Here is a 12,142-nt window from a genome sequence, read left to right as displayed (position 1 = left end):
CGGACTCTAACAGACACCTCTCCCCACGCCCAATTACTCGAAGTAGGACAGCGCGACGTCGTTGAGGGTGTTGGTCCGCACCTCGTTCAGGTTCACCTGTAGAATTCCGTCCGCGGAGGGATAGGCGATGTAGGCCAGCGCGGTGCCACCTGCCTGGGAGCCCACGACGGGGCCTGGCAGCGTGTAGAACTGCAGACCCGCGCCCGAACTGCTCGACGTATTCACCCCGAAGACGTGGGTGAGCACGCCCGAGCCCACAGCCACCACGAAGCGGTCTCCTCGCACGAGGCTCTGGCGGCCATCCACGCTGAGAATCAGGGGAGGCGGCGCCGGCGGAAAGAGGGGCACGGTCAGGTCCGCGGACAGGCCGCAGGCGACGCCAGACCCCGCGAGAGTCGTTGTCCCCAGGAAGTCGGTCGGATGGAAGGAGTAGCTCGCCGGAATCTCGTACTTGGACCCGACACCTTCCACGTCTCGAGACAGCAGGGCGCCGTTCCCATCCACCAGCAGGAAGGACTGGTCTCCCGACGCCAGCACCGTGAAGAGCGGGAGCTCCGCGCAATCCGTCGGGATGGGGGTGAGCGTCTCCAGCCGCACCTTCCCTGCTTCCCCCGTGGGCTGAATCGACGACACGACCAGGTCCGTCGTGCAGATGATATCCACGCTGGCCAGCACGATCACGTCCCCTACTCTCACCTGCTGACTGACGTTGTCGGGCTGGGGAACCACGAAGCTCGTCGGCGTCGACAGGTCCCGCGCCAGGTCGAACGCCCCTGGGAACGCCCCCTGGTAGATGAAGCGGAAGATGCCATTGGCCACCGAGCCCTCGTAGAGGCCCTTGCGAGTGAAGCTCGGCCCCGTGGGATTCGCCGGGTCGCAGGGGTACTCCAGGGGCTGTGACACGTCGACGCGCGTGGACACTCCTCCAATGTCGATTGTTTCTTCCGCCTGGTTGCGGGCCACCACGTTCACGAACGCCCTGCGCGTATCCAGGTCGAAGTGGCGTCGGTCGCTCGCGGAGAACACGGTGATGGAGCCGTTGGACGAGGGCAGCAAGCCGAGCAGCGGCACGGTGGCGGTATCGTTCACCGACACCCCTCCATCGTCTCCGATGAGGGTCAGGAGCAGCGACGCATCCGGGATGAGCGCCAGCCCCGTCGGGAGACCATCCTGGGGAAGGATGGGGAACATGGGCGCGCCACTCAGATCCGTGGCCTTCAGCCCCGTGGTCGAGTCCACCGCGAGCACACCAGAGCACTCCGGCGCCCCGCCGCAGGAGACCTCGTCCTTGACGCCATAGACGAACCGACCCGCGGGCATCTCGGAGAACTCGTTCACGTCGGGCGTCGAGGTGTCATCCTGTCGGGTGACGACGCGGGGATGGGAGACCACGATCCGCACTGGCGTGTTGTCGAAGCCCGCGGACAGGTCGCGCGTCGCCGTGGAAGGAATGGTGCAGTCCTCGCTCGTGGTCGGATTCGCATCCGTCACCAGCAGCGTGCGCCCGGAGCGCCCGGACGCCTGCCGCGTGGCCACCACGAGCTGGCTGTCCGGAAGCACCGCCATCGCCTGGACGGACTCGCCCGGCTGGAGGCAGAACAGCGTCACCGGGGCCGGCACCAGCTCGCCCGCCTCGAGCGCCTCGGGGCCGGGCAGCGCCTGACGCTCGATGCGAGACCCACCGCTGTCGTCCTCGAAGGGCGCGTCGGGGTCCTGGATGGCGTAGTAGAGCAGGCTCGGCGCAGCCGGCTCACCCTCGGGGCGCACTTCCGGCGAGCGGGCCGCGAAGGCCGTCACCAGGCTGCGCGCGGACAGCCGCTGCATCTGCACCAGTCGCGCGGGGTCCGCGGCCACCACGGAGATCTGCGAGGCGCCGGCGCTGCGCGCGTACACGTACGGCCCTGGAAGCTCCGAGCCATCGGCCTTGTAGCCCACGTCATGCGTGAGCGAGTCCGGCCGGTCCAGCACGGGGATGGCCAGCGTCTGGAGCGGGTTGGGCGCGGGGATGAACTGCCTGGGATTGGCCGCCAGGTCCAACACCTGGAGTTCGTCCCGGTCCGACGACGTCACGAAAACCAGGTTCCCGACGAGCGTCAGGTCATAGGTACCGGACAGACCGGCGATGCCCGTCGTGGCCTGGGTGTCGGAGCAACCGACGGTCAGCCCGGCGCACGCGAGGAGGAGGGTGAGGGTTCCGCGCTTCACGGGGAGGACTCCTGGCACACACTGGTGCCCTGACGCGTGTCGCGCAGTTGCTGCACGCCGAGCAGGGCGACCCGCCGCGCATCCTGCGGCCGGTCGAGGTTGGGAATGTCGATGACAGCGACGCGTCCGTCGCCAAAGGTGGTGGCGAACAGGCGCGCCGAGTTGTTGCGCACGTCCGCCGTCAATCCGAAGGGCTGGCTGGGCTGGGCCGGGTCCTGGTTGCCCACGAGCACCTGCGCGACGAGCTGCCCCACCTCTTCGTCGTAGATGGAGACGGCCTCGTCGCCGCTGCCCGTCACCGCCACCAGGTTGCCCCGGCCAGGGCCACGCGAGATGACCTCCAGCTCACTGGCGCTCTCCGGCAGCGACTGCGCCGACACCACGCGCAGCGTGGGCAGGTCCGCCAGCGCGTTCTCGATGTCGAGCACGAGCAGCGTGTCCGGGCCGCGCGCCAGCAGGTAGACACGCTCGCGGTTGGGGTCCACCTGCGTCGGGTTGTCGCGCATCATCAACTGCACCACCGCGATGCCGCGCGCCTCGCGGATGGAGTAGATGGCCTTCAGGTCGGACTCGAGGACGCGCCCCGTGTTCGTCCGGTCCACCAGCCGCAGCACGAAGCTGGCGGCGAGCGCACCCAGCTGATCCGTCGCGGAGTTCCGCCCGGACGCATAGAGGTAGCGACCACCGATGGCCACCGAGTGCGCCGCGCCCGCCAGCAGGCCATTGACGCCCAGTGGGACGAAGCTGGACGTGCTCAGCTCCTCACGCGTGGGAGCCGAGGCCGGCAGGTCCACCAGGTACGACTGAAGCTCGGACTGGGACTCCGCCGCGGGCGGGCCCACCAGCTCCGTGTGCGTTACCCACACCCGGGAGTCGGGGTTGGTGCGCTCCACGGCGACGCCCATCGGAGACGGGGCACCAGGAAGGCCGTCCTTCGACGCTCCCGGGACACCCACCAGGGACAGCGCGTTCACCCGGCAGTCGCGCCCGTTACCGCCCTGCGCGCAGTTCACGTTCGCGCCGTCATCCGACACGTCGATGACCTGCAGGTAGCTTCCCTCCGCGCGCGTCGGGACGAACAGGCGAGGCGGGCGGCCAGGCGGGCTCCACAGGGCCATCTCCCCCGCGAAGCTGTCGATGAGCACGAAGGCCGGCGCCGTGACGTGCAGCTCGGTGATGAGCGCGGGAAAGCTGGCGACCTCCGTGGCGTCGGAGAAGTCCTTGCCGAAGGGCCGCAGCCCCAAGGCGTCCAGGTCCAGCGCCGTCACCGCGCCGGAGGCGTAACACTTGTCGAAGTTCGCTCCCGCCACGTACAAGAATCCGTTCGTGGATGTAGAAACCTCGGGGCGCCAGAAGGCGACACCGCTCGGATAGACGAGGCGAGTGGACGGCGGAGGCTGCGGCTCGGAGTCGACGGAACACGACACGAGCAGCAGCGCGGAGGTGACGAGGTAGGCGCGCATCAGAGGGGGGCGGAGTGTAGGAAGGGGCCTCCCCCCGGGCAACCGGAAAGGATGGCATCCATTCCCGGGAGCCCTCCAGCAGACGAACTGGGACCCCCGGGGACGTGCTTCATCCCCCGGGGGGCAGGCAACCGCCAGACGGCGGTCAGGCGGCCGCTTCGGCCTGGATCTTCGAGAAGTCGGCCACCTGGTTGAACAGGGCGCCAATCTCCGTGAGGAGCCGGATACGGTTTTCCCGGAGCTCCTTGTCCTCGGCCATGACCATCACCTTGTCGAAGAAGGTGTCCACGGCGGGCTTCAGACCGGTGATTTCCTTCAGGGCGCCAGAGAAGTCGTCCGACTGGACGAACCCCGCCACGGAGTTGCGGGCCTGGGTGAAGGCGGAGTGGAGCTGACGCTCGGCGTCGTCCACCAGTTTCTGGGACTGCGTCTGCCCGCCCGCCACGTCGCGGCCCTGCTTCTCCACGATGTTGACCACGCGCTTGAAGGCCACGGCCAGGGGCTGGAAGTCCGCGCGCCCGACGATGAGGCTCAACGCCTCCAGGCGCTTGTGCGCGGCCACGAGGTCGTCGAACCCCGCCGCCAGCACCGCCTCCACCACGTCCGTGCGGTGCTGCTCGCCCCACAGCGACTTGAGCCGGCCCCGGAAGAACTCCAGCACCTGCTCGCGCGGAGCGGCATCACCCGCCTTGCGCTTGACGTTGGTCAGCTTGGGCGCAAGCAGCCGCAGCGCCTCGTCCACCGCTCCCGCCAGGCTGAAGCGATAGCCCCGGCCCAGCACCAGCCGGATGATGGCGATGCACGCCCGGCGCAGCCCGAACGGGTCCGCCGCGCCGCTGGGCGCCTTGCCAATGGCGAAGATGCCACAGAGCGAGTCCAGCCGGTCCGCGATGCCGATGAGCGCGCCCGCGTCCTGCGTGGGCAGCGCGTCCTCGGCGCCTCGAGGCAGGTAGTGCTCGAAGATGGCCTGGGCCACCGCCTCCGGCTCGCCACTGGCGCGCGCGTACTCGCGGCCCATGACGCCCTGGAGTTCCGGGAACTCGCCCACCATGCCGGTGACGAGGTCCGCCTTGGCCAGCGTGGCGGCGCGCTCGATGGTCGCGCTCTCCCCTGCCCGCTTCGTCTGGACCGCCAACCACACGCCCAACGTGCGGAAGCGCTCCACCTTCTCCAGATACGTACCCAGCTGCCCCTGCCACACCACGCGGCCCAGCTTCTCCACGCGGTCCATCAGCGGCGTCTTGCGGTCCTCGTCGAAGAAGAACCGGCCGTCCGCCAGCCGCGCGCGCAGCACGCGCTGGTAGCCGCGGAGGCTCAGCTGCTCGTCGCGCACGGGCGTGTTGGACACGGCGATGAACTTGGGCAGCAGCTTCCCCGCCCCGTCCACCAGCGAGAAGTAGCGCTGGTGGCTCTTCATCTCCTGCACCAGCACCTCCGGGGGCAGGTCCAGGTGCCGCTCCTCGAACGTCCCGACGACGGGGCTCGGCAGCTCCACCAGGTTCGTCACCTGGTCCACCAATCCCTCGTCCTCCAGCAGCTTGCCGCCGGCCGCCTTCGCGGCCGCCGCCAACTTCTCCACCAACTGCGCGCGACGCTTCGCGATGTCCGCGACGACGTTCGCCTTCGCCAGCGCGGCCTCGTAGTCCGCGGGCGCCTTCAGCTCGATGGCGCCCGGCGCCAGGAACCGATGACCGTGGGTGGTGCGGCCGCTCTTCACGTCGCCGAAGACGACGGGAATCACGTCGCCGCCCAGCAGCGCCACCAGCCACTGCACCGGCCGCGCGAAGGACGCCTCCACGTCACCCCAGCGCATGGACTTGCGGAAGTTGATGGAGTGCACCGCGACATGCAGCGCGTCCTTCAGCGTGTCCGCCGCCGGACGCCCCTTCTCCTCGACGCGCGCGGACAGGTACTCGCCCTTCGCCGTCTGCGAGCGGCCCAGCTTGTCCACCGACAGCTTGAGGCTCTCGGCGAACTTCTCCGCCGCCTTGGTGGGCTTGCCCTCGGCGTCGAACGCGGCCTTGGCGCTGGGCCCCAGCACCTCCTTCACCACGTCCTCGCCCGAGTCCGCCACGTCCCGCACCAGCACCGCCAGCCGCCGGGGCGTGCCGTAGACGCTCACCTCACCGTGCTTCAGGCGCGCCTCCGCCATGCGCTCCGTCAACACGCGACGCAGGTCCTCCAGCGCGGGGCCGATGAACGACGCGGGAATCTCCTCCGCGCCAATTTCCAGCAGCAGGTCACGCGCCACGAGCCACCTCCGCCTTCTCCTTCTTCTCCACCGGCTTGTTGAGCTGCACCGTCTTCCAGTACTCGCTGGCGGGCTTGCCCTCGAGGAGGGCCGGCTGCTCTCCCACCGTCCACGGCGTCTTCAACAGCGGGTAGCCCAGCCGCTCGCGCATCTGGAGGTAGCCCTCCGCGCACAGCCGCGCGTTGTCGCGCACGCGCTTGATGAACGCCGCGCGCTCCGTGACGGAGATGGCGCCGCGCGCATCCAACAGGTTGAACGTGTGCGAGCACTTCAGCGCGAAGTCATACGCCGGCAGCGGCAGCTGACGCTCGATGAGGCGCTTGCACTCCTTCTCGTACGCGTCGAACAGCGCGAAGAGCATGCCCGCGTCCGACTCCTGGAGCGCGTACCTGCTCATCTCCACCTCGTTGGGGTGGAACACCTCGCGGTACTTCACGCCCTTGACCCACTCGATGTCGAAGACGTTCTCCACGTTCTGCAGGTACATGCAGATGCGCTCCAACCCGTAGGTGAGCTCCGCGGAGACGGGCTTGCAGTCGAAGCCGCCGCACTGCTGGAAGTAGGTGAACTGCGTCACCTCCATCCCGTCGCACCACACCTCCCAGCCCAGGCCCCAGGCGCCGAGCGTGGGGGACTCCCAGTCGTCCTCGACGAACCGGATGTCGTGCTCGAGCGGGTCGATGCGAATCTTCCGCAACGACTCCAGATACAGCTCCTGCACGTTCTTCGGCGCGGGCTTGAGGATGACCTGGAACTGGTGGTGCTGGAACAGGCGGTTCGGGTTCTCTCCGAACCGGCCGTCCGCGGGGCGCCGCGAGGGCTGCACGTACGCCACGTTCCAGGGCTCCGGACCGAGCGCGCGAAGAAACGTGTACGGAGCCATGGTGCCGGCGCCGACTTCGAGGTCGTACGGCTGCGTGTTGATGCAGCCCTGGTCGGCCCAGTGCTTCTGGAGCGTGAAGATCAGATCCTGGAAATACATAGCTTTGGGTGTCCTTCTCGCATTGCGTCGAAGGAAGAGCCCGCGGACCCTAGTGAGGGGGTCCGGGGGCGTCAAGGACGGCGCTCACTCCTTGTACAGGGGGAGGTCCGCCAGTCGAATCTGCAATTTGGTCACTTCGCCGGGACGCACGGGCGCCGACAAACGACGGCTCGCCGCCTCCGCATCCGTGGGGTCGACCAACCTCAGGCTGTAGGTCCCCACCGGCAGGGGGAACTTCAGCAGCGGCGTGGTGCCCAACTGGGTGGCCCCGTCGAACACGGCCGCCCGAGGCACCGTGTAGAGGGTGATCCACCCCAGGCCCGCCTTCGCCGCGCCCTTGGGCGTGCTGGTGTCCATCACCTCCGCCAACATGTCCGGGTCCTGCGTCACGGTGGTGACCGGCTCGGGCACATCCTTGGCCTTGCTCTCGGCGCGGCGCGGGGTGGGCTTGCCGGAGGCCTCCGCCACACCCTTCCCGGTCGGTGACGTCGCGGCATCCTTCCCCTTGCGCGGGGACGTGACGGACGCGGTGCGGACCGAGGGCGTGCCAGCCGGCTCCGGTGCGGCGGGTTGCTTCTCGACGGGCTCCGGTGCGGGCTCTTGCGCGGCGGCCTGGGCCCCCGGACGTGGGTCCACCGGGGCTGTCGTGCCAGGAAAGCCCGGCGGCGGGCCCGGCTTCTGTTGAGGAGGCCACGGCGCTTCCGCCGCGGGGTCCTTCGAGGGCTGCGAATCCAACTCCGCCTTCACCCAGGCCTTCGCGGAGTCGACGGCGGGAAGGAACTGCGCGCGGACGGAGGGCAGCGTCGCCGCCCAGCCCAACCCGCCCAGGACCACCAGCATCACCAGCCGCCCCATCCAGCGCGACGGCGCCTTGGCGACGGGCGTCTGCCGAGGCGTATCCGAGCGCTCTGCGTCACCTCGCGTGGCGCCACGCCCCGCCCGCGCGCCCGCCTGATTCGCTCCGGGACGCGGCGGACGGGTGCGGAACTGCTGCGTCGAGAGGTCGCTCGGCTCGTCGAGAGACTCCGCATCTTCCGCGGACTCCTCGGGTCGGGGCCGGGGCGTACGAGAGAGCCCCGATTCCAGGGCGAGCCGAGGCTTGCGCGGCGTCGCCGAGGTGGGCTCGGACGCGGCCCTTCGCTGCGGCACGGCCTTGGGCCCGCTGCCGGCACCCGCGCGCGTCGGTATCTCCGGGTCCGTCGGCGTGGCGGGCCGGCGCTGCGGCGTCGGCTTGGGCGCGCTGCCCACACCCACTCGGGTGGAGAGCTCCGAGTCCGTCGGCGCCGCTGGACGTCGCTGCGGCACCGGCTTGGGCGCGCTGCTCACGTCCGTGCGGCTCTGCACCGCCGTCGAAGAGGGCCCTGCTGGCGGGAGCTTCGCTCGCGGGGTGGGAACCCGCGTGGCGGCTCCGGGCTCGGCCACTTCATCCTGTTGCAGCGCGCCGGCAGCCTCGCTCACCCGGGCGTCCTCGGCGCTGCTGGCCAGCTCCAGGAGCGTGCGCGTCTTCTGGCGCTTCTCCTGGAACAGCGCGCCCATCACCTCGGTGATGCCGTCCTCGTCGAACAGCTCCGGCCCCAGCGCCGCCTCGATGGCGCGCGCCATCTCCCGGCCGCTCGCGAAGCGCTGCGCCACGTCGCGCGACAACGCGCGCATTACCACTGCGTCCAGCGCCTCCGGGATGTCCGGGTTGCCCGCGCGGGGCGAGACGACGTTCGCCTCCACGATCTGCAGCATCACCGCGGCCTCGTGCGGACCGTTGAACAGCCGCTGGCCGGTGAGCATCTCGTGCAGCATCACCCCCACGGAGAACAAGTCGCTGCGGCCGTCCATCCCATGGCCACGCACCTGCTCCGGGGACATGTACCCGCTGGTCCCCTTCACCGTGCCCACCTGCGTACGGCCCAGCCGGCCGCGCGCCTTGGCGATGCCGAAGTCGATCACCTTGACGACCCCGTCATAGGTGAGCATCACGTTCTTCGGAGACACGTCGCGATGCACCACCGACACCGGACGCCCGGAGGGGTCCGTGAAGTGGTGCGCGTAGTGCAGCCCCAGGCAGGTATCGCGAATCACCCGCCCGATGAAGCCGAGCGGCAACCCGTACTGCTGCCGCGTGGAGGCCTTGACCACCTGCTCCAGGTTCTGCCCGGGCAGGAACTCCATGGCCAGATACAGCTCGCCGCCGTCCTCGCCCAGGTCGAACACCTGCCCGATGTTCGCGTGTGAGAACGCCGCCGTGATTCGCGCCTCATCCAGGAACATCTGGACGAATTGCTCGTCCTTCTTGATGTCCGGGAGGATCTGTTTGACGGCGACGAACTTGCGAAAGCCGCCCGGTCCCGAGGTGAAGGCGAGAAAAAGCTCCGCCATTCCGCCCATCGAGAGGCGGGTGAGGATTTCGTACTTTCCGATGCGCCGCCCCCGGTCGGGATCTTCGCTGGCGCCATCCTGCCTGGCCATGAAGCCCGGCATGTTATCCGCGCGAGCCATCCCCGTCGATGACAGTCGCGCGAAAAGGACCCACCTCCTTGGGTGAGGCAGGCCGCCGAGCACGCCACCACCCCCACGCCCGGAAGGAGTCCTCTACACTGGCCTGTTCAAACCACGGCGGGGCCACCGGGCTCCGCGCCGAAAGGACGGCATATGCTTCGCCACGCAGAGCGGCTGGGACTCGTCATGGGATTGGCGACCGCGGTGCTGCTCGCCTGTGCTCCCGCCAGCGCTGAGGGGCCCTCCTCCGACACAAAAAACAAGGATACCCAGGCGAAACCCGCCACCCCCGCGCCCCAGGACTCGGCGGACGGGAAGGTGAAGGAGTCGCCCCCCAAGGACGGGACGCAGAAGGCCGCGGAGGACACGGCGGCGAACGAAGGCGGTGGCCAGTGCACCGGGAAGGCGACCTTCTGCGGTGTGTATTCGAGCGTCTTCTGCAACAGCCAGCCCGGCTGTTCCTACTCGTACGCCTCGAAGATGTGCATGGGCATCGCCATGGACTGCAAGAAGGCCACGAACTTGGCCTTCTGCAAGAAGATCAAGGGCTGCGCCTGGAAGTGACGCCGTGCCGTCGCGACGTCAGGTGCTCAGGGCACGCACCCGCTCCGCGAGGTTCTGGGTGAAGAGGCGGTAGATGCGCAGCGCGGCGGCCTCGTGCGTGTCCAGGTAGTGCTCGAAGGCGGCACGGCTGATGCGCAGCGCGCGCACGGCCGTGCGTGCCCGCACGTGGGCGGACACCGGTGCGTCCTGCACCAGCGAAATCTCTCCCAGGTACGCGCCCGGTCCCAGCGAGTTGAGCTGACGGGCGTCCGCCTCCGGACCGCTGAAGACGTCCACCGTCCCCTCCAGGAGCACGAGCAACCCGACCCCCGGCTCGCCCTTCTCCAACACCACCGAGTCCTGCGCGAGCACGACCTGCCGCGCCTGACGGTAGAGGTCCTTCATGTCCTCCAGGGTCAGCTCACTGAAAATGGGAATGGCCTTGAGGAAGCGATAGCCGTTGGCCACCGGCGTGGCGCTGGTCGCGTTGCGCCGGCCGAGCACGGCTTCCGCCTCCGCGTTCATCCCCATGCGCCGCAGCAGCCGTGCCCGCTCGGTCACCATGGCGGGCTCCGAGCGCGCCACTTCGGAGCTGGCCAACGCGTCCACCAGCACGGCGAGCGCCTGGTGCGTGAAGCCCTCCACGTCCAGCAGCCGGCACATGCGCAGCACCGCTTCGGTGTAGCGAGGGTCCTCGGGCGTCACACCGCCCAGGGCCTCCACCTCCGCGTGCGGCTGGCCCAGCTCACGGTAGAGCTCCGCCGCGTCGAAGAGCCGCTTGAGCCGGACCAGGCACTGCGCCATGGACTCCCGCGCCCCCAGGCCGCGATAGACCTCCAGCGCGCGCTCCAGGGCTCCGCCCCGCTCGAAGGCCGCGGCGGCTCGCTCGGAGTCTCCCGCGCGCAGCCACGCCTCCGCCGCTTCCATGTACTGGCCACTCTGGACGTAGAGGTCCGCGGCCGCGGCGTCGTCGCCGCTGCCATCCATCAATCGCGCGGCGCCCAGGAAGTCGCGCGCTCGGCGCAGCACCTCCACCAGACCCCGCCGCTCCTTGACCGGCCCTTGCGCCGCCTGCTTTCGGAGTCGCTCGCGCTGCGAGGCCCCCAGCTCCTCGTAGAGCTGTGCCGCCTCTTCCGTCTCGTCCAGCTCCACGAGCGACCGCACCGCGCGCAACGCGCCCTCCGCATCCGTCCCCATGCGTGCGCCCCCCACGCTCTGACCGCCTGTGGCTCCTGGCATGTCTCCATCCTCCGGCCCAGTAGGCCGCCAGAAAAGGCCCGGTTCAGCGCTTTTAGCGCGCCCCCCCGACTGTCACGACGCCCCTTACCTCGTGAAGCACCCTAAACGTGAGATAGAAAGCATCAAGGACGAAACACCATGCCACACGCGCGCCCCGCCACCGTCATCACCTGGCGCCCTCTCTCGGTTCCCGACGTGCAAGTCGTCCGAGTGGAGAATGACACCCGCCTGTGGACGGGACATTCCACTGCCTACGGCCTCACCGTGACGTACGCGGGTGCCTTCGACTTCTGGTACCGCAAGCGCACCTGGACACATGGTCCCGGACGTCGGATCAAGCTCAAGGAACCGGGCGAGGTTCACCGCGACGAGCGAGTCCACGCGCCTGTCACCGCGCAGTCCGTCGCCTTCTCGCCGGCGCTGGTGCGACAGGCCTCGCTCCAATTGGGTTTCGCGGCGACGCCCCACCTGCGCACCGCCTTGTCCCAGGGCGAGGGCCGCACGGAACTCACGGCCCTCGCGCTCCATGACGCACTGGCCCGGAGGACGCAGGACACACTGGAGTGCGAATCGTTGGTGGCGGAGACGCTCGAAGCCCTGCTCACCGAGTACGGAGAGACGAAGCCCCCGGCCTCCCCTGCCCCACACCGCGCCGCGGTGTCACGCGCCCGCGAGTACCTGCACGCGAGCTTCACCCTGAACGTGGAGTTGGAGACGCTCGCGTCCGCGGTGGGACTCAACAAGTTCCATCTGCTGCGTGTGTTCCGCTCAGAGCTGGGACTTCCACCGCACGAGTACGTCACGCATCTGCGCGTGGCCCGGGCGAGGACGCTGCTCGCACAAGGACTCGCCGCGGGCACCGTCGCCGCGGAGGTCGGGCTCTATGACCAGAGCCAGCTCAACCGCCACTTCGGACGCATCGTCGGGATGACTCCGGGCCAGTACGCGCGGGCGATTCAACGTCAATAA

At 69.2% G+C, this 12,142-nt stretch carries 8 protein-coding genes; 2 read left to right on the top strand and 6 right to left on the bottom strand.

The features are described 5' to 3' along the window. Window positions 1-33 precede the first annotated feature (33 nt). The 5 genes from HUA74_RS41490 to HUA74_RS41470 all read right to left on the bottom strand — a co-directional run bounded on the left by HUA74_RS41490 (window position 34) and on the right by HUA74_RS41470 (window position 9,361). Entirely contained in the window at window positions 34-2,205 is a 2,172-nt protein-coding gene (locus tag HUA74_RS41490) for a hypothetical protein (protein ID WP_371817392.1), read from the bottom strand. Continuing rightward, entirely contained in the window at window positions 2,202-3,668 is a 1,467-nt protein-coding gene (locus HUA74_RS41485; RefSeq protein ID WP_174458998.1) for a YncE family protein, read from the bottom strand. The genes HUA74_RS41490 and HUA74_RS41485 overlap by 4 nt, the downstream gene beginning before the upstream one ends. 145 nt (window positions 3,669-3,813) lie before the next feature. Further along, window positions 3,814-5,919, bottom strand: coding sequence for a glycine--tRNA ligase subunit beta (glyS, locus tag HUA74_RS41480; protein WP_174458997.1), 2,106 nt, complete (start codon window positions 5,917-5,919; stop codon window positions 3,814-3,816). After that, window positions 5,909-6,901: a glycine--tRNA ligase subunit alpha gene (gene glyQ / locus HUA74_RS41475; RefSeq protein WP_141648943.1), complete on the bottom strand. Its 993-nt coding sequence runs from the start codon at window positions 6,899-6,901 to the stop codon at window positions 5,909-5,911. Before glyQ ends, glyS begins: the two co-directional genes overlap by 11 nt. 84 nt (window positions 6,902-6,985) lie before the next feature. Next, window positions 6,986-9,361 carry a serine/threonine-protein kinase gene (locus HUA74_RS41470; protein WP_174459010.1) on the bottom strand — a complete coding sequence of 792 codons (2,376 nt, stop codon included), beginning with the start codon at window positions 9,359-9,361 and terminating at the stop codon, window positions 6,986-6,988. 183 nt (window positions 9,362-9,544) lie between these two features. Here HUA74_RS41470 and HUA74_RS41465 point away from each other — a divergent pair, with 183 nt between their 5' ends. After that, window positions 9,545-9,955, top strand: coding sequence for a hypothetical protein (locus HUA74_RS41465; protein ID WP_174458996.1), 411 nt, complete (start codon window positions 9,545-9,547; stop codon window positions 9,953-9,955). An 18-nt stretch (window positions 9,956-9,973) separates the two neighbouring features. Here the strand turns inward: HUA74_RS41465 and HUA74_RS41460 are convergent, their stop codons facing one another. After that, window positions 9,974-11,173, bottom strand: coding sequence for a cyclic nucleotide-binding domain-containing protein (locus tag HUA74_RS41460; RefSeq protein ID WP_174458995.1), 1,200 nt, complete (start codon window positions 11,171-11,173; stop codon window positions 9,974-9,976). 138 nt (window positions 11,174-11,311) lie between these two features. Between HUA74_RS41460 and HUA74_RS41455 the strand changes: the two genes are divergently transcribed. Next, window positions 11,312-12,142 (top strand): helix-turn-helix domain-containing protein, encoded by an 831-nt coding sequence (locus HUA74_RS41455; protein ID WP_174458994.1) that lies wholly within the window; start codon window positions 11,312-11,314, stop codon window positions 12,140-12,142.

The organism is Myxococcus sp. CA051A (assembly GCF_013336705.1).
Taxonomy (GTDB): domain Bacteria; phylum Myxococcota; class Myxococcia; order Myxococcales; family Myxococcaceae; genus Myxococcus; species Myxococcus llanfairpwllgwyngyllgogerychwyrndrobwllllantysiliogogogochensis.
Note: the sequence above shows the minus strand (reverse complement) of the source record. Positions and strands in the feature narration are given on the sequence as shown.

Bases quoted from the DNA above. Each gene is read 5' to 3' on its own strand.
- HUA74_RS41460 (WP_174458995.1), bottom strand. From the start codon at position 11,173: ATGCCAGGAGCCACAGGCGGTCAGAGCGTGGGGGGCGCACGCATGGGG.
- HUA74_RS41465 (WP_174458996.1), top strand. From the start codon at position 9,545: ATGCTTCGCCACGCAGAGCGGCTGGGACTCGTCATGGGATTGGCGACC.
- HUA74_RS41470 (WP_174459010.1), bottom strand. From the start codon at position 9,361: ATGGCCAGGCAGGATGGCGCCAGCGAAGATCCCGACCGGGGGCGGCGC.
- HUA74_RS41455 (WP_174458994.1), top strand. From the start codon at position 11,312: ATGCCACACGCGCGCCCCGCCACCGTCATCACCTGGCGCCCTCTCTCG.
- HUA74_RS41485 (WP_174458998.1), bottom strand. From the start codon at position 3,668: ATGCGCGCCTACCTCGTCACCTCCGCGCTGCTGCTCGTGTCGTGTTCC.
- glyQ (WP_141648943.1), bottom strand. From the start codon at position 6,901: ATGTATTTCCAGGATCTGATCTTCACGCTCCAGAAGCACTGGGCCGAC.